The sequence below is a fragment of the Oceaniglobus sp. K40-3 genome (genome assembly GCF_055808395.1).
The window spans coordinates 3311755-3333691 of record NZ_CM147868.1 but is presented as its reverse complement, the minus strand read 5'-3'; the positions used below and the strand labels follow the sequence as shown (position 1 = coordinate 3333691).

Sequence of the window (21937 nt, the reverse complement as noted above, 5' to 3'; positions counted from 1 at the left end):
AATTCCCCTGATACCGCCCCAAAGATAGCTGTGAAACCGCGCCCTCCGGGAGATATGCCATGACATTCTATACCGCCGATGACCCCCGCTTTGAGCGATTTGTGTTGTTCAATGCGCCGCTCAAACGCCTTGCCACCGGGTTTGACTGGGCCGAGGGGCCGGTGTGGTTTGGTGATGCAGATTGCCTGTTGTTTTCCGACATCCCGAATAACCGCATTTTGCGCTGGAACGATGAAACCGGGATCACCACTTATCGCGCGCCATCGAATTTTTCCAACGGTCACACCCGTGATGGGCAGGGGCGGTTGGTGTCGTGCGAACATGGAACGCGCCGGGTCACGCGCACCGAACACGACGGCAGCATCACCGTGATTGCCGACGGGTTTGACGGCAAGCGTTTGAATTCGCCCAATGATGTGGTGGTGAAATCCGATGGCACCATCTGGTTCACCGATCCCCATTACGGGATCATGACAAATTACGAAGGTTTCGCGGCCAAAGAGGAACTGCCGCTTCAGGTGTATCGTGCCGATCCCAGGACGGGCACCCTGACCCATATCCCGACACCGCGCATCAATGCGCCCAACGGGCTGTGTTTTTCGCCCGACGAAACCCGGCTTTATGTGGTCGATACGGGCCGGATGTACAGCGATGATGCGCAAAACGTGCGTGTGTATGATGTGGCGCCTGACGGGGCATTGACCGGCGGCGATGTGTTTTGCACCGTTCCGGTGGGGTGTTCGGATGGTATCCGTTGCGATACCGATGGCAACCTGTGGTCATCGGCAGGGGACGGCGTTTATTGCTTTGCCTCCGATGGCACTTTGCTGGGCCGTATCCATGTGCCCGAGATCGTGTCGAACATCTGCTTTGGCGGGCGGGGAAAACATCGCCTGTTCATCACCGCCACCACCAGTCTTTATGCCATTTCACTGAACCGCCAAGGGGCCCAGACACCATGACTCAACCTCGTATCGGCCTGATCGGCCTTGGAACCATGGGCCGCGCCCTGGCCCTGAACATCGCCGAAAACGCCGAGCCGCTGGCGGTTTACAACCGTACCACTGCCAAAACCGACGATTTCATCGCCCACACCCGCGCCAGCGAACCGGCCCTGGCCGAACGGCTGACCCCCTGTGAAACGCTGGAATCCTTCGTCGCCGCGCTGGCCACGCCACGCGCCGTGATCATCATGGTTGATGCCGGCGCGCCGGTGGACAAGGTGATCGCGGCCCTGCGCCCGCTGTTGAACGATGACGATCTGATCATCGACGCGGGCAATGCCAATTTCCACGACACCAACCGCCGCGCCTCCGAGGCCGAAGCGGCAGGCGTGCCGTTCATCGGCATGGGCGTTTCGGGCGGCGAAGAAGGGGCGCGCCACGGCCCCAGCATCATGGGCGGCGGTCCAAAGGATCACTGGGATCGCGTCGCCGGGGTGCTTGAGGCGATTGCGGCGAAATATCAAGGTGTTCCCTGCGCCACCTGGATGGGCACCGGCGGCGCGGGCCATTTCGTCAAGGCGGTGCACAACGGTATCGAATACGCCGATATGCAGATGATCGCCGAAACCTATGGCATTTTCCGCGATGGTATGGGGCGCGATTCTGCCGCCATTGGCGAAACATTTGCCAAATGGAACGACGGCCCGCTGCAATCCTACCTGATCGAGATTTCCGGCAAGGTGGCCTCGACCGCTGACCCCGACACCGGCAAACCCATGCTCGACATCATCCTTGACCGCGCGGGGCAAAAGGGAACCGGGCGCTGGACGGTGATCGAGGCGCAACATCTGGGCGCGGCCATCCCCGTGATCGAGGCGGCGGTGTTTGCGCGCAATGCCTCATCCCGGCTGCCCCTGCGCCAGCGCGGGCAGGATGTGTTTGGCGCCGCACCCATGACATTGCCCGAGGGCGTGCTGTCTGACGAGGTGTTGGAAGGCGCGATGATCGCGGGCAAGATCATGTGCTATGCGCAGGGGTTTGAATTGCTCAACGCTGCCTCGGCGCAGTTTGACTGGGGCCTGCCCATGCCCGAGGTTGCCCGCGTCTGGCGCGAGGGGTGCATCATCCGCTCTTCCATGCTCAATGATATGGCCAGCGCGCTGACCGAAGCGCCGGACGATACGTTGATTTTCGCCCCGTTCTTCCGCGAGCTGATCGAGCGTCACACCCCCGCGTTGCGCAAAACCGTGGCGACGGCGTTGTCCCACGGGTTGCCGGTGCCCGCACTTTCGGCGGCGCTGAATTGGTTCGACATGATGCGCACCGGGCGCAGCACCGCCAACATGATTCAGGGCCAGCGCGATTTCTTCGGCGCCCACGGGTTTGAACGGACCGACCGCGACGGCAAGGATTATCACGGCCCCTGGGCATTGAACCTCTAGGCCGTCTTTGGCGCTTCTGTGGCCGCTCCTGCCGATTCCGGGCGGGGGTGGTCGGCCCAGCGCGACCTTGATTGTCCCGCCAACTTACCGGCCGGAACAGCGCCGCGCGCCCCTATTCCCCTTGCAAATCCCCGGATCAATCGCCATTCACGGCATCTGAACCTCGCGACGGGCCCTGATCAGATGACCAAGCTTTCCAATATCCGCAATTTCTCCATTGTGGCGCATATCGACCACGGGAAATCCACCCTTGCCGACCGGCTGATTCAGCTGACCGGCACAGTGGCGGAACGTGACATGAAAGAGCAGATACTCGATGCCATGGACATCGAGAGGGAACGGGGAATCACCATCAAGGCCAACACCGTGCGCATTGATTACCCGGCGCAGGATGGCGAAATCTATACGCTGAACCTGATTGACACCCCGGGCCACGTCGATTTCGGGTATGAGGTCAGCCGCTCCATGCGGGCGGTTGAAGGATCGCTTTTGGTGGTGGACGCCTCGCAAGGGGTTGAGGCGCAAACCCTGGCCAACGTCTATCAGGCCCTTGATGCCGACCACGAAATCGTTCCGGTTCTCAACAAGGTCGATCTGCCCGCTGCCGATGTTGAACGGGTGTCCGAACAGATCGAGGATGTGATCGGCATTGATGCCTCGGACGCGATCCAGATCAGCGCGAAAACCGGCCTTGGCATCCCCGAGGTTCTTGAGGCGATCGTGCATCGCCTGCCAGCGCCAAAGGGCGACCGCGACGCGCCTCTCAAGGCGATGCTGGTGGACAGCTATTATGATGCCTATCTTGGGGTTGTCGTTATTGTGCGGATCATCGATGGGGTGCTGCGCAAGGGCGACAAGATCAAGATGATGAAAACCGGCGGCCTTTATGCGGTCGACAATGTCGGTGTGTTCCGCCCCAAGATGGAAGACGTGCCCGAGCTTGGCCCCGGTGAAATCGGATACCTGAACGCCCAGATCAAACAGGTGCGCGACACCCGGGTGGGCGATACGATCACCACCGAGAAAAAGGGCTGCACCACAGCGCTGCCGGGGTTCAAACCGTCGATTCCGGTGGTGTTTTGCGGGTTGTTCCCGGTGGATGCCGCCGATTTTGAAGATATGCGCGACGCGATTGAAAAACTGGCGTTGAACGATGCCTCCTTCTCGTTTGAAATGGAAACCTCTGCCGCGCTTGGCTTTGGCTTCCGGTGTGGTTTCCTTGGCCTGCTGCACCTTGAGGTGATCCGCGACCGGATCGAACGGGAATACAACATCGACCTGATCACGACTGCCCCGTCGGTGGTCTATAAGATCTTCATGCGTGACGAGAGTGAGCAAGAGCTGCACAACCCCGCCGACATGCCCGATCCGGCGAATATCGACCATATCGAGGAACCCCGGATCAAGGCGACGATCCTTGTTCCCGATGAATATCTGGGCGATGTCCTGAAACTGTGCCAGGATCGGCGCGGAATCCAGCTTGACCTGACCTATGCCGGGTCGCGCGCCATGGTGGTTTACGATCTTCCTCTCAACGAAGTGGTGTTCGATTTCTATGATCGCCTGAAATCCGTAACAAAGGGTTACGCCAGCTTCGATTATCAGATGCTCGGCTATCGCGAGGATGCGCTGGTGAAAATGTCGGTGCTGGTCAACGATGAACCGGTCGATGCCCTGTCGATGATGGTTCACCGGGACCGCGCCGAAATGCGCGGACGAGCCATGTGCGAAAAGCTGAAAGAGCTGATCCCACGCCATATGTTCAAGATCCCGATTCAGGCTGCCATCGGCGGACGGGTTATTGCGCGTGAAACGCTTTCGGCCATGCGCAAGGATGTGACCGCCAAATGTTACGGTGGTGACGCGACCCGCAAGCGCAAGCTGCTGGACAAACAGAAGGCGGGTAAAAAGAAGATGCGCCAGTTTGGCAAGGTCGAGATTCCGCAACAGGCGTTTATCAACGCGCTGAAGATGGACGACTGACAGCGCACCGCACAGCGCCATCAATCGGCGGCATCTGTGCGACACCGCTTGACTTTCCGCGCGCAGGGGCCGATATGGCCCCCAACCGCCGCCCTCTGCCGCGTGAGCAGAGCTGCCCGAACCGGGCCGATTATGGGGCCGCGACGATTTACAGTTTCCCACATCACGCAGGGGGGCAGCGCTTTGACGGCTTTTCGGGGCATCCGGCCCCCAAGGTCAGATCGCGGCGCAACCTGCACGACGCCCGGGCAATTCCCGGCGCGTAATCGTATTCATGCGCTCGGCTTTCTGGCGGGCGCAACAAAGGACATCCTATGGATTTCGACATGCTGGGCCTTGCGCCCAAGATCGTTTCAAACCTCACGGCCCTTGGCATCACCGATCCGACGCCGATTCAGAAACAGGCCATTCCCCATGCCATGAACGGGCGCGATGTGATGGGCCTCGCGCAGACCGGCACCGGCAAGACGGCGGCGTTTGGCCTGCCGCTGATTCACACGCTGAGCAAACTGGGGGTCAAACCCAAGCCGCGTTCGGCCCATGGTCTGATCCTTGCGCCGACGCGCGAATTGGCCAACCAGATCGCTGAAAACCTGCGCGCCTATACGGGTGGGTCGCACCTTTCGGTGGCCATCGTCGTGGGCGGCGTTTCCATCAACCGACAGATCAACCGGCTGGAGCGTGGCGTTGATTTGCTGGTCGCCACTCCGGGCCGCCTGATGGATCTTCTGGACCGGCGCGCCGTCACCTTGTCGGACGCTAAATTTCTGGTGCTGGACGAAGCGGATCAGATGCTGGACATGGGGTTTATCCACGCCCTGCGCAAAATCGCGCCGCTGCTGGCCAGGGATCGCCAGACCATGCTGTTTTCGGCCACCATGCCCAAGCAGATGAATGAAATCGCATCCGCCTATCTGACCGATCCGGTCCGCATCGAGGTCGCCCGACCGGGGCAGACCGCCGACAACATCAGCCAATCGGTGCATTTCATCGCCCAGTCCGAAAAGCAGGGGCTGTTGATGGAATTGCTGAAAAAGCACCCCGAAGAACGGGCGCTGGTGTTCGGGCGCACCAAGCATGGCAGCGAAAAACTGATGAAAAATCTGGATCGTGCCGGGTTTTCCACCGCCTCGATCCACGGCAACAAAAGCCAGGGGCAGCGCGACCGCGCCATCGCCGATTTCAAATCGGGCAAGATCAAGATTCTCGTCGCCACCGATGTTGCGGCCCGTGGGATCGACATCCCCGAGGTGATGTTTGTCTATAATTATGACCTGCCCAACGTGGCCGAAAACTATGTTCACCGGATCGGGCGCACGGCGCGCGCCGGGGCCAGCGGTCAGGCCATCGCATTCTGCGCGCCTGATGAGATGCCCTATCTCAAGGACATCGAAAAGGTTGTAAAACAAAGCATTGAAGTGGCTTCTGGCCGCCCGTGGGAGGTGGTGGGCGCCGCCAAACCGGCCCGTCGTCGGGGGGGGCAACGGCGGTAAACCGCAGGGCAATCGTAAACCGCAGGGCGCCAAGCCCGCAGGCAACAGCGGCCAGCGCCGCCGCCGCCGCGCCGCATGATGCCGCGCCCGCCCCGATGCACCGGGGCGGGCGTTTTTCAATAGCGTTTCGACTTAACCTTGAATCGCTTGTTCGCTGCCTCTCCCTTCGGTCGAACGCGAAAAGCGATCTGTGATGTTTCAGTGCAAAGTCGAAACGCTTTAGGCAGGCTGCGGGGCGTTCATCGCCTCAACCCGCACCAGCCACAGGGACGCCCCAAGGATCATGATTGATCCGATCCACATGGCCCCCTCGGGCAGAAACCCGAACACCAGCCAGCCAAGCCCCACGTTCATCGGCAGTTTCAGATGATCGAAGGGTTGCAGATAGGCCGCATCCGCCACCGCATAGGCCCGCACCAGCGCATATTGCGCCACCGCCGTCAGGATGCCCGCAACCAGCACCAGCCAGATCGCATCACCCGACAGGGCAAACCCGTCACCCATGGCGATGGCGGCGTTGATCGGGGTCAGCAAGACCAGCAACCACAGGGTCAGCGCCTCGGGGGTTTCGCGCCCTGTCAGGCTTTTCGTCACCAGCGACGATCCGGCCCAGAGCAGCGCGCCACCCAGCGGAAACAACACGGCAGGGCCAAACCCGTCGGACCATGGCGCCAGAATGACCATGCCCCCGGCAAACCCCGTGGCGACCGCGCCCCAGCGCGCCGCGCTTAACCGTTCGCCCAGAAACAGCCCGGCACCGGCGGTTACGAAAAACGGCGATGTCATGACAAGGGCGATCGCCTGCCAGATCGGCACATGGGCCAGCCCCAGCACCCAAAGCTGCACGCCCCCCGCCGCCAATGCGACACGCAACAGATGCCAGCCAAGATGACGCCCGCGCAATGCGCCGCGCATCTGAGTGGCGACAAACGGCAGCACGATCAGCAGCGCGATGAAATATTGCCAAAAGGCGACGGCGGTTGAACCTTGGCCCAGGGCCATCGTCGCGCCCTGCACGGTGATATTGATCAGCGCGAAAATCGCTCCGGCCCCGATCATCCACAGCGCACCCGCCAGTGGCCGGTTCATTTCAAGTATCTGAGTCATGGCGTTGTCCTTTTTCCTTACGCACAAGACCCAAGGCAAAACAGGACAGGGCGCCGCTGATGCGACGCCTGAAACCCGCTCTCTTTCATCCGGACTGTGACCGTCGGCCCCGGAGTTGCACCGGATCTGCTGACCCCGCCAAGGCGGGCGCTCGCGGGCTTTCACGTTCTGTGATTTACCGCCGGTGGGGAATTTCGCCCCGCCCTGAGAACATCGCCGCACCCCATGGTGCGACCGGAAATTCCTAGCAGTGGAAAACCCGCCGCGCAATGGCGCGTGTTTGGGTCAGAGGCGGCGCATCCGCAGAACAAAGCGCAGCATCAAAAGCATTCCGGCCACGCCCAGCCCCACAGCAAGCCCGAGCCAGATGCCGACCCCGCCAAGCCCCAGAGGAAACCCAAGGGCATAGGACGCCGGGGCACCGATGACCCAGTAAGAGATCACCGCGATCACCATCGGCCCCCGGGTATCCTGCAAGCCGCGCAACAGGCCAAGCGCCATGACCTGCGCCGCATCCATGAGTTGAAACAGCGCCGCAGCGGCCAGCAGGCCAACGCCGATCACCAACACCTGCGCACGGGCCGGATCGTCCGGGTCAAGGAACAGCCCCAACATCGGGCGGGGCAGGGTGAGGAACAGGATCACGGTCAGCACCACCACCGCCATGGACAGGGCAATTGCCACCACAGCGCCGCGGCGCAAGCGCCCAACATCGCGGCGCGCCACCGCCTGACCGGCGCGTATCGTGGCGGCATTGGACAGCCCGATATGGACCATGAACGTCAAGGATGTGATCTGAAGCGCGATCCCATGGGCGGCCAGGGTGATTGGCCCGATCCAGCCCATCATCACCGACGAGGCGGCAAACAGCCCCACCTCGGCCAGATTGGTCAGCCCGATGGGCCAGCCAAGGCGAAACACCTGACCGAACGCCTCCCAATCCGGGCGCCACAGGCGCACGAACAATTGATGTTCCGGCGTGGCCCAGCGGGCATAGGCCGCCAACCCAAGCAACGACACGATGTTCACCGAAAGCGAGGCATAGGCCGCGCCTTCGATCCCCAGTTCGGGCGCGCCCCAATGGCCGAAAATCAGCACATAGTTGATGATAATATTCACCCCGACGGCGCCTATGGTCACCCACATCACCACCCGCGTGCGCTCCAGCGCGGCAAGATAGCTTTTCAGCACCATCACCCCAAGGGCCGGAAACTGTGCCCAGGCCACGATGTCGAGATATGAGGACGCCAGATCAACGATCAGCGGATCCTGCCCCATGGCGCCGAGCCAGACGTTGGAGACCAAAAGAAACGGTGCCGCCAGCCCGGCGAAAATCATCGACACCCAGATACCCATCCGGGTGACACGGCGCACCTGCACCCCGTCACCCATTTCGTTGGCCTGTGCCACCATGGGCATGACCGCAAAGGCAAAGCCCGAGCCGAACAGGAACAGCACAAACCACATGGTGCCGCCCAAAACCTGCGCGGCCAGCGCATTCACATCATACCACCCCAGCATGAGCGCATCGGTCAGCGAAATGGCGAACTGCGCCACATGGCTTGCGATCAGGGGCAAGCCAAGGGTCATGATTGCACGGGCGTGGCCGGCCCGCGACAGGGGGGTGGGGGTGAGTCGGACATCACCAACCGGTAGCCGAGAGCCGCACCCCCGGCAAGCGGCGTGTCAACCACTGCAGGGAATGATGCCTGTGGTGTGCGGTTCATTGCCCAGAGGATTGCGCGCGGCGATTTTCGTGGACAAGCCAACATCCGGGGCAGCACCCAACCGGGTAGAAAACATTGGAATCCCCCCGCGGTCCCGTCTAGGGTGCGGGGCAACAACTGGGGGCATTCATGACGGCGGTTTCGATTCGGATGGGCGTGGACATTGGCGGGACTTTTACCGATGTCGTTCTGGAACATGGGGATACCTCGTTTTCGACCAAGGTTCTGACGACCTATGGCGCCCCCGAGGATGCGATCATCGACGGGATGGGGCAGGTTTGTGCCAAGGCGGGGGTTGCGCCGTCGCAAATCGGGCAGATCATCCACGGGACCACCCTGGCCACCAATGCCCTGATTGAGCGGCGCGGCGCGAAAACCGCGCTGATCACCACCGAAGGCTTTCGCGATGTCATTGAAATGCGCACGGAATCGCGGTTTGAACAATATGACCTGAACCTTGAACTGCCCCAGCCCCTTTTGCCCCGGCAGATGCGGTTTACCGTGGCCGAGCGGATGGATGCACAAGGCGATGTGTTGATCCCCCTCAAGCGCGCGGATGTTGAAACGCTGGTCGATCGGATCGCCGAGGGCGGTTATGAAAGCGTCGCGGTTGGATTGATCCACTCCTATCTGAACGACGCCCATGAACGCCTGATCGGTGAGGTGCTGGCTCAGCGGATGCCGGGTGCCATGGTGTCATTGTCCTGCGAGGTCAGCCCGCAGATGCGCGAATACGAACGGTTCAACACGGTGGTTGCCAATGCCTATATCAAACCGCTGATGAAATCCTATCTGGGCCGTCTTAAGGGGCGGTTAACGGACGAAGGCGTGGGGTGCGATATTTTTCTCATGCACTCGGGCGGCGGGATTATCTCGCTTGAGAATGCTGCCGAATTTCCGGTGCGGCTGGTGGAATCCGGCCCGGCAGGCGGGGCGGTATTTGCCGCCGACATTGCGGCGCGCCATGGGATCGACAAGGTGCTGTCGTTCGACATGGGCGGCACCACGGCCAAGATCTGCCTGATCAAGAACCAGACCCCGAAAACCAGCCGGGTGTTCGAAGTGGCGCGCACTTATCGGTTCAAGAAAGGGTCGGGGATGCCGATTTCCATTCCGGTGATCGACATGGTTGAAATCGGCGCCGGGGGCGGATCATTGGCCCATGTGGATGCCATGCGCCAGATCCGGGTCGGGCCGGAAAGCGCCGGTTCGGAACCGGGGCCGGCCTGTTACGGACGGGGCGGCACCCGTCCGGCCGTGACCGACGCCGATCTGGTGCTGGGCAAGCTGGACCCCGACAATTTCGCCGCAGGTTCGATCCGCCTGTACCCCGAAAAATCGCGCGCCGCCCTGACCGAACATCTGGGCGCGCCCCTGTCGATGGAGGGGGACGAGGCGGCCTTTGGTCTGGCCGAGGTGGTGGATGAAAACATGGCCAACGCCGCGCGGGTTCACGCGGTGGAAAACGGCGAGGATCTGTCAGGCTATACCATGATCGCCTTTGGCGGGGCCGCCCCGCTGCACGCCGCGCGCCTGTGTCAAAAACTGGGGGTGGATCGGTTGCTGGTGCCGCAGGGGGCCGGGGTCGGTTCGGCCATCGGGTTTCTGCGCGCCCCGTTCAGCTTTGAATCCAACCGCTCGGTTTACATGAAACTGTCGGATTTCGACCCCGTGCGCATTGCCGCCCTGCTGGCCGAATTGCGGGACGAGGCGACGGGGTTTGTGCGATCCTGCGACGCAAAAAGCGAGATCATCAGCGAATACAAGGTCTACATGCGCTATTCCGGGCAGGGCTGGGAAATCCCCGTGGTGCTGAGCGCGGCGCAGGCCGAAGCCCCCGACGCGGCCACCTTCCTGCGCCTGTTCGAGGCGGATTACGAAAAACTGTTCGCGCGCACTGTGGCGGGCATGGATGTGGAAATCACCGTCTGGTCGGTCAATGCCACCACACCGCCCGCGCCGGTCACGCCCGCGGCCCCGGTGGCGGTCGGCGCGGCGGCCCCGTCCGGGGGCAGCCGTGCGTTGTTTGATGCAGCCATGGGCCGTGTGATGGATGCACAGGTGGTGGCCCGTGCCGCCATGGCCCCGGGGGCCACTGTCGCGGGGCCGGCCCTGATCGTCGAGGATGAAACCACGATCGCTGTTCCCGCCGGGCGGCGCGCCATGGCCCAGTCTGACGGCACCCTTGACGTGACCCCAACCAAAGGAGGCACCCAATGACCCAGCCCAGCAATGTCGCCTATCAGGTCATGTGGAACCGCCTGATTTCGGTGGTCGAGGAACAGGCGCAGGCCCTGGTGCGCACCGCCTTTTCCACCTCGGTGCGCGAGGCGGGCGATCTTTCGGCGGGGGTTTATGACGTTGAGGGCCGGATGCTGGCCCAGGCCGTGACCGGCACCCCGGGCCATGTGAACGCCATGGCCGATGCGGTGGCGCATTTTATCCGCCGGATCGGGCGCGACAATATATTCGAGGGTGACGTCTATATCACCAACGACCCGTGGGAGGGCACCGGCCACCTGCATGATTTCACCATGGTCAGCCCGTCATTTCTGAACGGCACGCTGGTGGGATTCTTTGCCTGCACCGCCCATGTGGTTGATGTGGGCGGGCGCGGGTTTGGGGCCGATGGCGCCAGCGTCTATGAAGAGGGGCTGTATGTTCCGATCATGAAATTCGCAGAGCGCGGGACGGTCGATCAGACCCTGCTGCGCCTCGTGCGGGGCAATGTGCGTGAACCGGGGCAATTGGTCGGCGATCTTTACGCGCTGGCCAGTTGCAACGAAATCGGCCACCGCCGGCTGGTCGAAATGATGGGCGAATTCGGGCTTGATGATCTGACCGGGATTGCCGGGTTCATTCTTGAAAATTCACGCCGCGCCACGCTGGAACGGATCGCCGCCCTGCCGCGCGCCAGTGCCACGGGTGAAATGGTGATCGACGGGTTTGACACGCCAATCACTCTGCGTGTGACCCTGACCATCGAGGGCGACCGGATCATCTCGGATTTCGCAGGCACCTCTGGGGTGGATCGCAAGGGGATCAACTGCCCCAAAGTCTATGCCAAGGCCTATGCCTGTTATGCCCTGAAATGCGCCATCGCGCCGGAAATTCCCAACAACGCGGCGTCATTGGCGCCGTTCGAAATGGTGGCCCCCGAAGGGACCATCGTAAACGCCGTGCATCCCGCGCCGGTGGCATTGCGCCATATCATCGGCCATTTCGTGCCCGACACGGTGTATGCCGCGCTCGATCAGATATTGCCCGGCGTTGTTCCTGCCGAAGGGGCCGGGTGCCTGTGCAATTTTCAGGTTTCCCTGCGCCCGCGCACAGATGCGCCCGCGCCGGATGATGCCCTGCGATCCGAGGTTCTGGCGTTCAATTCCGGCGGATCGGGGGCGCGGCCCGGGTTTGACGGGCTGAACGCCACGGCATTCCCGTCAGGGGTGATGACCATGCCGATCGAGGCCACCGAACATGCCGGTCCCGTCATCATCTGGCGCAAGGAGTTGCGCCCCGACAGCGGCGGTGCGGGCCATCGGCGCGGGGGGCTGGGCCAGTTCATGGAGGTGGGCGGGCGCGAAGGTCACGAGTTTGATTTCCAGGCGATGTTTGATCGGGTGGATCACCCGGCGCGGGGGCGTCAGGGGGGCCACGACGGCGGCGCCACGACCATCGCCCGTGACGATGGCGCTGCCATGCGCGGCAAGGGCAAACAATTCGTCCCCCATGGGCGGCGCGTGTTGCTGGGCCTGCCGGGCGGCGCGGGATACGGCGATCCGAAACTGCGGCCCATGGCCGAGGTGAAACGCGATCTGGCGCGTGGCTATATCTCGGCCAAGATCGCTGCCGGGGTCTATGGGCTGAGCGCGGATGACATCGCCGACGTGGCCGAGGCAGTGCGCCGGGGCGACCCGGTCGAGTGATCCGGGGGTGCCATCCTGCGCGAAATGCGGGATAAGGCCCCATTCAATGCCGTGCAGGAGTGCCCATGTCTGAATTATTGCTGTTTTTCTTCGCCGGTGTTGTGGGGGGTATTGTCAATGCCGCAGCCGGGGGCGCGAAACTGTTCGTCTTTCCCATGTTGCTGGCCACGGGAATGCCCCCCTGATGGCCAATGCCACGGGGGCGGTGGGCATGTGGCCAGCGCAAATCGCGGCGGTCTGGGTCAATCGCAAAGGGTTATTCGAGGCACCGGGCAAGATGTTCGCCCAGATGCTCCCGGCGCTGATCGGCGGGTTTCTGGGGGCGGTTGCGTTGATATTTTCGTCGGAAAAGGCGTTTTTGGCGGTGATTCCGGTGCTGTTGGTGCTGTCGGTCGGCGCAATCCTCATGGGGCGACGCCTGACCACGGTGATGCAGCGGGTCTTTCCCGGTGGGCGGTTGCAGAAAGTATCGCAGATTTTGATGTTTGCGATGGGCCTTTATGGCGGCTATTTCGGCGCGGGTCTTGGGTTCATGCTGATCGCGGTGCTGTCGGTGGCGGGCGGTCTGACCATGCAAAAGGCCAACACCCTCAAGAATCTCACGGCATTTTTCATCTATTCGGTGGCGATGGTGCCTCTGTCATTTTCGGGGCTTGTGGAATGGCGCGCCGCCGGAACGGTTTTGGTGGGCGGGTTGATTGGTGGTTATCTGGGGGGGCATCTGACGAAACATCTGCCTGAAACCCCCATGCGCATCGCTGTGGCCGGAATCGGGCTTGTACTGGTGGTGTCGTACCTTTTCACCTGAGTGTTGCACCTGTGGTGGGTGCGGGACGCCTCCGGCGGGGAGTATTTGGATCAGTAAAAAGCCGGGCGCTGATGCCAGGTCACCGTTCGCCGCGCCGGTAGGGTTTCATCAAGGCCTGTGGCACCCGGGCGCGGCGCGACATGACAACCAGCGCGACGATGGACAGGACATAGGGCAGCATCAGGAAAAGCTGATAGGGCACCGCCTTGCCAAAGATCGTTTGCAGCCGCAGCTGATAGGCATCGAACAGCGCAAACAGCAGTGCGCCCAACAAGGCGCGCATGGGCCGCCATGTGGAGAACACCACCAGCGCGATACAGACCCAGCCGCGCCCCTGCACCATGGTCGGGAAAAAGCTGTTGAAGGCTGCAAGGGTGAGGAAACTGCCCCCCACGGCCATTAATGCCGAACCAACCACCACCGCGCCGATACGGATACGGATCGGGTCAAGGCCCTGCGCCTCGGCGGCATGGGGGTTTTCCCCGGTGATGCGGATGGCAAGGCCGAGTGGCGTGCGCGCCATCACCCAGGCAAGAAGCGCGACGCAGACAATCGCCAGATAGGTCAGCGGTGTCTGGGTGAACAATGTAGGGCCGAGGATCGGCAGGTCAGACAAAAGCGGCAGGGGATAGTTGGCAAACGCCTCGATCGTGGGCGGGGTGCCTTGCACCGGCACCGCAAGGCGAAAGATGTAATAGCTGGACGAGGAGGCAAAAAGAGTGATGCCAAGGCCGGTCACATGCTGAGAAAGCCCAAGATTGACGGTCAGCAGGGCATGCAGCAACCCGAACAGCGCCCCGCAGGCCGCCGCCGCCGCCACCCCGGACCACAGATCACCGGTGTGAAACACCGTGAGCCAGCCGACCATCGCGCCGAAGGTCATGATCCCCTCGATCCCGAGGTTCAGCACCCCGGCCCGTTCGCACACCACCGCGCCGAGGGTGCCAAAAATCAACGGCGTGGCAATGCGCAGCACCGAGACCCACAAACCGGCGGTCAGCAGAATATCGAAAAGGTCGCTCATCTGGTGATCCGGTATTGGGTGAAAAACAGTGCCACCAGCATCGCCAGCAGGGCAAGTGACGTGGTGACATCCGCGATAAAGCTGGGCACTTCCAAGGCCCGGCTCATCCCGTCGGCGCCCACGAACATGGCGGCAACGAACAATGCCGCAAAGATCACCCCGATGGCCGACAGATTGGCCAGCATCGCCACCACGATTCCGGTGTATCCGAACCCCGGCGACAGGGCGGTTGAAACGTGGCCCTTGACCCCGAGCACCTCGATCGCGCCGGCCAACCCGGCCAACCCACCCGACAGGCAGGCGACCTTGATCAGGGTTGCGTTGATCGGCACCCCGGCAAAGCGGGCCGCCTCTGCGTTGGTGCCGGCCGCCTGGGATTGCAGGCCGAATACGGTAAACCGGTGGATCGCCCAAACCACCAGCGCCACAACCACGGCGATGATCAACCCAAGATGCAGGCGGGATTTGGGCACCAGCTTGGGCAGGCGCGCCTCGGGTGGAACCGGAATGGATTGCGGCCACCCGAACGCAAGCGGATCGCGCAGGAACCCTTCAATGGCGAGCGAGACAAACAGCAGCACGATAAAGTTGAGCAACAGCGTCGTCACCACCTCATCCACCCCGAAGCGCAGGCGCAGCATCACCGGAACGACCAACAGAACAACCCCCGCCAGCGCGCCAATGATCAACAGCGCCGGAATGGCGATGACGCCCGGAACCACGCCCCCCATGGCCGCCACGGCCAGCGCCCCGATATAGAATTGCCCCTCGGCCCCGATGTTCCAGACCTTGGCGCGAAACGCCACTGCCGCCGCCAGCCCGGTCAGGATCAGCGGCGTGGCCCGGGTGAGGGTTTCGGTGATCGCCAGTTTGCTGCCAAAAGCGCCAACCCCGATGCGCCAATACGCCTCAAGCACCGGCGCGCCAGACAGCGCGATCAACCCGCCTGCCACGATCAGGGCAAAGGCCAGCGCCAGAACCGGTGCGCCAATGGTCAGCAGGGCAGGGCGGGTGGTGCGTCTCTCAAACCGCATCCAGGCCCTCCCATTCGCCAGCCATCATCAGGCCCAATCGCTGTGAGTTCAGAGTGTCGCCCGACACCGCAGGCGATAGTTGCCCCTTGACGATGGCCTGCACCCGGTCAGCCAGTGCCAGTGTTTCGTCCAGATCCTCGGAAATAAGCAGCACCGCGCAACCATTGGCGCGCGCTGCCAAAATCTCGGAATGGACAGCGGCGATGGCGCCTTCGTCCAACCCCCGTGTCGGTTGCGCCGCGATCAACACCGCGGGACCGTCGGACAGATTACGCCCGAAGATCAGCTTTTGCATATTGCCCCCCGACAGGTTGCGGGTGACCGTATCAGGCGTGCCACCCCGCACATCGAACCGGGCAATCACATCGGCGCAAAACGCCCGCGCCGCTGCTGCGCGCACAATCCCATGCCGCGCGAACCGGGCATCGCCCAACCGCTCCAGCACCGCGTTTTGCCAAAGGCTGAAATCACCCACGGCACCCTCGGTGTTGCGGTCTTCGGGAATGCGCGCCACGCCTTTCGCGATCAGATCGCCAGGGGCGGCCCCGCCAATGGGCGTGCCAAACAGCTCCAGCGTGCCGCCGCTGGGATGCGCCAGCCCCGATAACAAATGGGCCAGCGTGGTCTGGCCGTTGCCCGACACGCCGATGATGCCCAGAACCTCGCCCTCGTGCAGGGTAAAATCCAGCCCGCGCAGCACCTTGCGCCCGTCCACCGCCACATCGACACCCCGCGCCTGCACGATGGCCGCGCCCCGTGTCACATCGGTGCGCCGCGGGCGTTCCACCCGGCGCCCGACCATCAGCTCGGCCAGTTCCTCTTTCGAGGTGGCCTCAGTCAGACGCTCGGCGCTGACCCGCCCCGCGCGTAAAACCACAACCCGGTCCGCGCCCTCGATTACCTCGTTCAGCTTGTGGGAAATAAAAATGATCGACAGCCCCTCAGCCGCCATTCCGCGCAGGACAGAAAACAGCTTATCCGCCTCCGGACGGGTCAGAACGGCCGTGGGTTCATCCAAAATCAGGATTTTTGCATTGTTGTACAGCGCCTTGAGAATCTCGACCCGCTGCTGTTGTCCCACCGACAGATCGCTGACCCGGGCATCTGGGTCCGCCGCCAGCCCGAACCGATCACACAATGCCTTCAGCCTGTCCCGTGCGACACCACTGCGTGATTTTACCGCAAACAGGGGTTCTGTCCCTGTCATCACGTTTTCCAGAACTGTCAGGTTGGGGGCCAGCGTGAAATGCTGATGAACCATGCCCACCCCCGCCGCGATGGCGTCGCGCGGGCGCCCCAGGGTCAGGGCGCGCCCGTTCACCGAAACGGTGCCGGAATCCGGCATGTAATGGCCAAACAGAATGTTCATCAGCGTGGTTTTGCCCGCGCCGTTTTCCCCCAACAGGGCCAGAACCTCGCCCTTGGCCAAATGGACCGACACGTCTTCGTTGGCGACCACCGGACCAAACCGCTTGGTGATCCCCTCCAGTGATAAAACACAAGAGGAAGAAACCGCGAGACCCTGCTTTTTACTGATAGAAATACTCATTCAACCTTGCCGAAAGGGGCCACGCCGCGTTGGCACGACCCCGTGAAAATCAGGTGGGTTCTTCCATGTTTACGGCCACCTCGAATGTTCCGGCCTTGATCGCGGCGCGCACCTCTTCCATTGGGCCGATGGCATCGGCAGGAACCATGCCTTGCGCGAAAACGATGTCGTTGCCGCCCTCTTTCATCAGGCAATAGGGGGTGTAATCCCGTCCTGTTGCGTTCCCGGCCAGCTTGTCAGCCACGGCGGCGTTCAGCAGCGGGCGGAAATACCACATGGCGTTGGCAAACACCGTATCGGGATAGCGCGGCGTATAGTCGATAAGCGATCCGATGGCGTGAACACCCCGTTCCTTGGCCGCGTCCGCCGTGCCGATCCGCTCGCCGAACAGAATGTCCGCGCCTGCGTCGATCTGGGCCAATCCGGCCTCACGCGCCTTGGGCGGGTCGAAAAATGTGCCGATGAACCCGACCAGATGCTCGGCATCCGGGCGCACGGCTGTAACCCCGGCGCGATAGCCGTTGATCAGCAGGTTCACCTCTGGAATGGGAATGGCCCCGACGGCCCCGAATGTGCCCGTCTTGCTCATGGGGGCGGCCAGCATCCCGGCCAGATAGGCGGCCTCGTGTGTCCAGGTGCCGAAGGTGCCGAAATTATCGCCCGACGGGCCGCCCGATGAGCCGAGCAAATAGGCCACTTCCGGATAATCGGCTGCGATTTCACGGGCTTCCTGCTCCACCGCATAAGCTTCACCGACGATCAGATCGACGCCCTGTTCGCCGTATTCCCGCATGGCGCGGCCATAATCGGTGCCGCTGACCCCTTCGGAAAAGACATAATCAATGCTTCCGTCGCTGGCCGCGTCCAGCAGGGCGGCGTGCAACCGGCTGTTCCAGGCGTTTTCAACCGGGCTGGCGTGAATACCTGCCACTTTCAGTTTCGCCTGCCCGATGGCGGCGGGGGCGTAAAGCCCGGCGGCGGTGGCGGCCGATACGGTTTGCAGGAACGTGCGTCTTTTCAATCTCATAGCGTTTCCTTTCCCTGTTTATTCTGTATTTTTGGGGGCATAACTTGCCGGGTTTACCTGATCTGGTCGCCCATTCAGACGCAGTGTACTGATCTGGGGCGCGCTTTGGGCGATCAGTTTGCCGCCTTTGATGACCGTCAGGCGCGTGGGGCGCAGGCGGATCGCCTCGATCGTGTTTTGTGCCTGCAACAGCACCATATCGGCGGGATTTCCCACGGCGATTCCATAGCCGGGCAGGCCCATGGCCCGCGCCGGGTTGGCCGTAACCGCGTCAAACGCCTGCCGGATTGCGGCGCGCGAGGTCATCTGCGCCACATGCAACCCCATGCTTGCCACTTCCAGCATGTCGCCCGAGCCCATGGAATACCACGGGTCCATCACGCAATCATGGCCGAACGACACATTCAGCCCCGCCGCCATCAACTCCGGCACACGGGTTTGCCCCCTACGTTTCGGATATGTGTCGTGGCGGCCCTGAAGGGTGATGTTTATCAACGGGTTGGCGATCACCTGAATGTCGGCCTCAGCCATCAGGGCGATCAGTTTCGAGACATAGTAATTGTCCATGGAATGCATCGATGTCAGATGGCTTCCGGCCACGCGCCCCTGCAATCCGAAACGCACAGTCTGTTGCGCCAGCGTTTCGATGTGGCGCGACATCGGGTCGTCGGATTCGTCGCAATGCATATCCACGGGCAGGCCCCGGTCGGCGGCAATGCGGCACAGGCGTTCCACGCTTTCGGCGCCATCGCCCATGGTCCGTTCGAAATGGGGAATACCGCCGACGATGTTCAACCCCATATCAAGGCTGCGTTCCAGCAGGTCAACCGCACCGGGGCTGCGCAGGTATCCATCCTGGGGGAAAGCCACAAGTTGCAGATCTATATAGGGTTTTACCCGCTCTTGCACCTCCAGCATCGCCGTTGCGGTGCGCAGGGTCGGGTCGGATACATCCACATGGCTGCGGATCGCCAACAGCCCCCGCGACACGGCCAGATCGCAATAGCGCAAGGCACGTTCAACCATGGCATCAACGGTCAGTTGCGGTTTCAGTTCGCCCCACAAGGCGATCCCTTCCAGCAACGTCCCGCTGAGATTCATCCGGGGCATTCCCAGCGAAAGCGTGGCGTCCATATGGAAATGGGAATCGACAAAAGGCGGTGTAACCAGTTGGCCCGCACAGTCGATCACATCTTGGGCTTCACCGCCAAGAGACTGCTCCAAAGCAGTTATTTTTCCAGATTTGATACCAATATCCATGCCGGCCCGGTCATCTGGCAGGGTGGCGTTGCGCAGGATCAGGTCAAACATTGAAGCCGCTCGTGTGAATCATCATCAATTTGACCATACAGACAAATTTGGCAAGTTGGACTCTGCACAGCGAATTGCGGCGGGAAAACTGCCCAGAGCGCGGGCGATGCCTGAAAATTAGGCGCTGTCTAATCGTGGGGGGCCGGGGCACCGCCTTCGAACAGGTTTTCGCCCTGATAATCGCAGGGTGCCTCTTGCGTCTGAAGATGCAGATCACTGCCACGATAGGGGTGCGCGCGGGCCAGGGCTTCGTCCACTTCGATGCCGAGACCGGGGGCGGTTGGCGGTGTGATGAACCCATTATCAACGGAAATAGCGTTTTTTATCAATGCACTGTGGAACGGTGTTTCGATGGTCTCGCACATCAGAAGATTGGGAATACTTGCCGCCAGCTGGATATTCGCCGCCCATTCCACTGGCCCTGCATAAAGATGTGGCGCCAGTTCGGCGTTCCACGGTTCGGCCAGGATGGCGATTTTTTTCGCCTCCCAAATGCCGCCCGCACGGCCAAGGGCCGGTTGCAGGATTTTGACACCGGCGCGCAGAAGGGCGGCGAATTCCACCTTGGTGGTGTGGCGTTCCCCGCTGGCGATGGGAATGCCAACGGAATTGGCAACCCTCTGGAATTCCGCGATATTATCAGGCGGTATCGGCTCTTCGAACCACAAGGGATCAAACGGTGCGATGGCGCGGCCCAGCCGGATGGCCCCGTGGGTGTTGAATTGACCATGGGTTCCGAACAACAGATCGGCGCGGGTGCCGACGGCGTTGCGGATGGCATCGCAAAAGGCGACCGAACGCGCAATATCCGACAGGGCGGGTTGATGGCCTGTGCGAATGGTATAGGGGCCGGCGGGATCGAATTTAACAGCCGTATAGCCACGCGCAACACAATCTGCGGCAGCTTCGGCCGCTTGATCCGGGGCGTTCCAGAATGCGGGGAGTTTATGGTTTTCAAGAGGATAGAGGTAGGTATAGGCGCGAATGCGGTCGTTGACCCGCCCACCAAGCAAGGCATGAACCGGGCGATCACGATCTTTGCCCAGAATATCCCAGCAGGCGATTTCCAGCCCCGAAAAGGCGCCCATAACGGTCAGATCGGGGCGTTGGGTGAAACCTGACGAAAACACCCGGCGGAACATGAGTTCGACATTTTCGGGGTTTTCCCCGGCCATGTGGCGCGCGAACACGTCTTGGATCACATGTTGCATGGCCTCGGGACCAACCGAAGAGGCGTAACATTCGCCCCACCCGATGATACCGGTATCGGTCGTGACTTTGACCAGAATCCAGTATCGCCCGCCCCAGCCGGGCGCCGGGGGCGGTGACGATGATGTCCAGATCGGTGAGTTTCATCGGCTGATCCCTTTGCGTGACTTATACAATACGGACAATTCAGGGGGGTGAGCTGTTTCGTTCTATGAATAATCTTGCAGAATTATAACATTCCGCCGGGCCGCCCCGGTTTTTGTATCGGCGATCGCTTCGTTGATCTGCGACAGGGACCAACGGCCTGAAATCAGTTCGTCAAGTTTCAGCCGCCCCTGACGATAAAGATCCACCATCCACGGTATATCCCGGGCCAGCACCACATCGCCCATTTTAGACCCCACTGCGCCCTGGCCATAGGCGGCCATGGTACCCGGGTCGATTTCGGTCAACTGGCCCGATGGCGGCATCCCGACCATCACAATCCGCCCCCCTCGCGCAAGGTAGTTTGGCGCTGTGGCATAGGCCGCCCCGACGCCCACGGTGACGATCACCGCGTCGGCCAGCCGACCGATGGACTGCGCCATTGCCGCCCAAGGGGCCGGATCGGTCGCCAGGATGGCGTCGGTCGCGCCAAAACTGCGGGCGATGTCGAGCTTTTCGGCGCTCATGTCCACCGCAACGATGCGCCGCGCGCCGGCGATGCGGGCGCCCTGAATGGCGTTCAGGCCGACGCCGCCCGCCCCAATGACCACCACATCCTGACCCGGGCGCAGGCGGGCGGTGTTGACCACGGCACCGACCCCGGTGATCACCCCGCAGGACAACAGCGAAGCCGCGTCCATGGGCATTTCTTCGGGGATCGCGGCAATCTGGCTCACATCCACCACCACCTTTTCTGCGAAGGCCCCGCAGGCCATGGCCTGATGCAGCGCCGTGCCGTCAGGCAGGGACAGGGGGCCGTGATCGGGGTGAGGTGTGGCGCAGGCCACGGGCGATCCGGTGGCGCAGGGCACGCAGGTGCCACAGGCACGGATCAGTGTGGCGATCACCGGCTGGTTCAGGGCATAGCCCCGGGCCTCTGGCCCAAGGGCGGTGATCCGGCCTGCGGCCTCGTGGCCATAGACGGCGGGCAGGGTGCCGCCCCAGGCGCCCTCGGCATAGGAAATATCCGAATGACAGATCGCAACGGCGGCAAGCGTGACTTCAATCTCGCGACCGACAGGCGCGCGCAGATCAACGGTTTCAACAGAGAGCGGGGCGCCGAAGCGGTGACAGACGGCGGCCATGATCTGTGGCATTTGCGGCTCCTGTGATTTGGGTGGGACTTGAGAATAAATGACATTTCGGGCC

At 62.1% G+C, this 21937-nt stretch carries 15 protein-coding genes, 2 pseudogenes and 1 riboswitch; of the genes and pseudogenes, 8 read left to right on the top strand and 9 right to left on the bottom strand.

Annotation, left to right across the window (positions count from 1 at the left end; translation table 11 throughout):
* Nucleotides 1–59: 59 nt before the first annotated feature.
* The 5 genes and pseudogenes from AC0L7P_RS17305 to AC0L7P_RS17285 all read left to right on the top strand — a co-directional run bounded on the left by AC0L7P_RS17305 (nucleotide 60) and on the right by AC0L7P_RS17285 (nucleotide 5941).
* Nucleotides 60–962: an SMP-30/gluconolactonase/LRE family protein gene (locus AC0L7P_RS17305; protein WP_473433836.1), complete on the top strand. Its 903-nt coding sequence runs from the start codon at nucleotides 60–62 to the stop codon at nucleotides 960–962.
* Nucleotides 959–2386 carry an NADP-dependent phosphogluconate dehydrogenase gene (gene gndA, locus AC0L7P_RS17300; protein ID WP_473433835.1) on the top strand — a complete coding sequence of 476 codons (1428 nt, stop codon included), beginning with the start codon at nucleotides 959–961 and terminating at the stop codon, nucleotides 2384–2386. The genes AC0L7P_RS17305 and gndA overlap by 4 nt, the downstream gene beginning before the upstream one ends.
* A 183-nt stretch (nucleotides 2387–2569) precedes the next feature.
* A complete protein-coding gene (gene lepA / locus AC0L7P_RS17295; RefSeq protein WP_473433834.1) occupies nucleotides 2570–4369 on the top strand; it encodes a translation elongation factor 4 in 1800 nt (599 codons plus the stop codon).
* Nucleotides 4370–4443: 74 nt separating this feature from the next.
* Nucleotides 4444–4635, top strand: a complete 192-nt coding sequence (locus tag AC0L7P_RS17290; RefSeq protein ID WP_473433833.1) for a hypothetical protein — start codon at nucleotides 4444–4446, stop codon at nucleotides 4633–4635.
* A 48-nt stretch (nucleotides 4636–4683) separates the two neighbouring features.
* Nucleotides 4684–5941 (top strand): annotated as a pseudogene (locus AC0L7P_RS17285) (DEAD/DEAH box helicase).
* A 140-nt stretch (nucleotides 5942–6081) separates the two neighbouring features.
* On the opposite strand, the gene AC0L7P_RS17280 reads toward AC0L7P_RS17285, so the two are convergent.
* Both AC0L7P_RS17280 and AC0L7P_RS17275 read right to left on the bottom strand, forming a co-directional pair.
* Nucleotides 6082–6969, bottom strand: coding sequence for a DMT family transporter (locus tag AC0L7P_RS17280; protein WP_473433832.1), 888 nt, complete (start codon nucleotides 6967–6969; stop codon nucleotides 6082–6084).
* A 73-nt stretch (nucleotides 6970–7042) separates the two neighbouring features.
* A riboswitch (FMN riboswitch) is annotated at nucleotides 7043–7185 on the bottom strand.
* Nucleotides 7186–7254: 69 nt separating this feature from the next.
* A complete protein-coding gene (locus AC0L7P_RS17275) occupies nucleotides 7255–8559 on the bottom strand; it encodes an MATE family efflux transporter (RefSeq protein WP_473433831.1) in 1305 nt (434 codons plus the stop codon).
* A 266-nt stretch (nucleotides 8560–8825) separates the two neighbouring features.
* On the opposite strand from AC0L7P_RS17275, the gene AC0L7P_RS17270 reads away from it, so the two are divergent.
* The 3 genes from AC0L7P_RS17270 (at nucleotide 8826) to AC0L7P_RS17260 (ending at nucleotide 13430) form a co-directional block, all read left to right on the top strand.
* A complete protein-coding gene (locus AC0L7P_RS17270) occupies nucleotides 8826–10916 on the top strand; it encodes a hydantoinase/oxoprolinase family protein (RefSeq protein WP_473433830.1) in 2091 nt (696 codons plus the stop codon).
* Nucleotides 10913–12622 (top strand): hydantoinase B/oxoprolinase family protein, encoded by a 1710-nt coding sequence (locus AC0L7P_RS17265; protein WP_473433829.1) that lies wholly within the window; start codon nucleotides 10913–10915, stop codon nucleotides 12620–12622. Before AC0L7P_RS17270 ends, AC0L7P_RS17265 begins: the two co-directional genes overlap by 4 nt.
* A gap of 184 nt (nucleotides 12623–12806) precedes the next feature.
* Nucleotides 12807–13430 carry a sulfite exporter TauE/SafE family protein gene (locus AC0L7P_RS17260; protein WP_473433828.1) on the top strand — a complete coding sequence of 208 codons (624 nt, stop codon included), beginning with the start codon at nucleotides 12807–12809 and terminating at the stop codon, nucleotides 13428–13430.
* Between the two features lie 79 nt (nucleotides 13431–13509).
* Here AC0L7P_RS17260 and AC0L7P_RS17255 read toward each other — a convergent pair whose 3' ends face one another.
* From AC0L7P_RS17255 to AC0L7P_RS17225, 7 genes and pseudogenes are all read right to left on the bottom strand, one after another.
* Nucleotides 13510–14454 carry an ABC transporter permease gene (locus tag AC0L7P_RS17255; protein WP_473433827.1) on the bottom strand — a complete coding sequence of 315 codons (945 nt, stop codon included), beginning with the start codon at nucleotides 14452–14454 and terminating at the stop codon, nucleotides 13510–13512.
* The gene (locus AC0L7P_RS17250) at nucleotides 14451–15488 is read right to left on the bottom strand and encodes an ABC transporter permease (protein ID WP_473433826.1); all 1038 of its coding nucleotides are present in this window, start codon (nucleotides 15486–15488) and stop codon (nucleotides 14451–14453) included. Before AC0L7P_RS17250 ends, AC0L7P_RS17255 begins: the two co-directional genes overlap by 4 nt.
* On the bottom strand, nucleotides 15478–17037 hold the full coding sequence (locus AC0L7P_RS17245; protein ID WP_473433825.1) for an ABC transporter ATP-binding protein: 1560 nt from the start codon (nucleotides 17035–17037) through the stop codon (nucleotides 15478–15480). The genes AC0L7P_RS17250 and AC0L7P_RS17245 overlap by 11 nt, the downstream gene beginning before the upstream one ends.
* Before the next feature lie 49 nt (nucleotides 17038–17086).
* Complete coding sequence (locus tag AC0L7P_RS17240; RefSeq protein ID WP_473433824.1) at nucleotides 17087–18064, bottom strand: BMP family protein; 978 nt, start codon at nucleotides 18062–18064, stop codon at nucleotides 17087–17089.
* 18 nt (nucleotides 18065–18082) lie between these two features.
* On the bottom strand, nucleotides 18083–19375 hold the full coding sequence (locus tag AC0L7P_RS17235; protein WP_473433823.1) for an amidohydrolase family protein: 1293 nt from the start codon (nucleotides 19373–19375) through the stop codon (nucleotides 18083–18085).
* Between the two features lie 128 nt (nucleotides 19376–19503).
* Nucleotides 19504–20731 (bottom strand): annotated as a pseudogene (locus tag AC0L7P_RS17230) (mandelate racemase/muconate lactonizing enzyme family protein).
* Between the two features lie 62 nt (nucleotides 20732–20793).
* Complete coding sequence (locus tag AC0L7P_RS17225; protein WP_473433822.1) at nucleotides 20794–21885, bottom strand: zinc-binding dehydrogenase; 1092 nt, start codon at nucleotides 21883–21885, stop codon at nucleotides 20794–20796.
* Between the last annotated feature and the right edge of the window lie 52 nt (nucleotides 21886–21937).

Coding starts and splice junctions, on each gene's coding strand:
- AC0L7P_RS17305 (WP_473433836.1), top strand. CDS start 60: ATGACATTCTATACCGCCGATGACCCCCGCTTTGAGCGATTTGTGTTG.
- gndA (WP_473433835.1), top strand. CDS start 959: ATGACTCAACCTCGTATCGGCCTGATCGGCCTTGGAACCATGGGCCGC.
- lepA (WP_473433834.1), top strand. CDS start 2,570: ATGACCAAGCTTTCCAATATCCGCAATTTCTCCATTGTGGCGCATATC.
- AC0L7P_RS17290 (WP_473433833.1), top strand. CDS start 4,444: ATGGCCCCCAACCGCCGCCCTCTGCCGCGTGAGCAGAGCTGCCCGAAC.
- AC0L7P_RS17280 (WP_473433832.1), bottom strand. CDS start 6,969: ATGACTCAGATACTTGAAATGAACCGGCCACTGGCGGGTGCGCTGTGG.
- AC0L7P_RS17275 (WP_473433831.1), bottom strand. CDS start 8,559: ATGACCCTTGGCTTGCCCCTGATCGCAAGCCATGTGGCGCAGTTCGCC.
- AC0L7P_RS17270 (WP_473433830.1), top strand. CDS start 8,826: ATGACGGCGGTTTCGATTCGGATGGGCGTGGACATTGGCGGGACTTTT.
- AC0L7P_RS17265 (WP_473433829.1), top strand. CDS start 10,913: ATGACCCAGCCCAGCAATGTCGCCTATCAGGTCATGTGGAACCGCCTG.
- AC0L7P_RS17260 (WP_473433828.1), top strand. CDS start 12,807: ATGGCCAATGCCACGGGGGCGGTGGGCATGTGGCCAGCGCAAATCGCG.
- AC0L7P_RS17255 (WP_473433827.1), bottom strand. CDS start 14,454: ATGAGCGACCTTTTCGATATTCTGCTGACCGCCGGTTTGTGGGTCTCG.
- AC0L7P_RS17250 (WP_473433826.1), bottom strand. CDS start 15,488: ATGCGGTTTGAGAGACGCACCACCCGCCCTGCCCTGCTGACCATTGGC.
- AC0L7P_RS17245 (WP_473433825.1), bottom strand. CDS start 17,037: ATGAGTATTTCTATCAGTAAAAAGCAGGGTCTCGCGGTTTCTTCCTCT.
- AC0L7P_RS17240 (WP_473433824.1), bottom strand. CDS start 18,064: ATGAGATTGAAAAGACGCACGTTCCTGCAAACCGTATCGGCCGCCACC.
- AC0L7P_RS17235 (WP_473433823.1), bottom strand. CDS start 19,375: ATGTTTGACCTGATCCTGCGCAACGCCACCCTGCCAGATGACCGGGCC.
- AC0L7P_RS17225 (WP_473433822.1), bottom strand. CDS start 21,885: ATGCCACAGATCATGGCCGCCGTCTGTCACCGCTTCGGCGCCCCGCTC.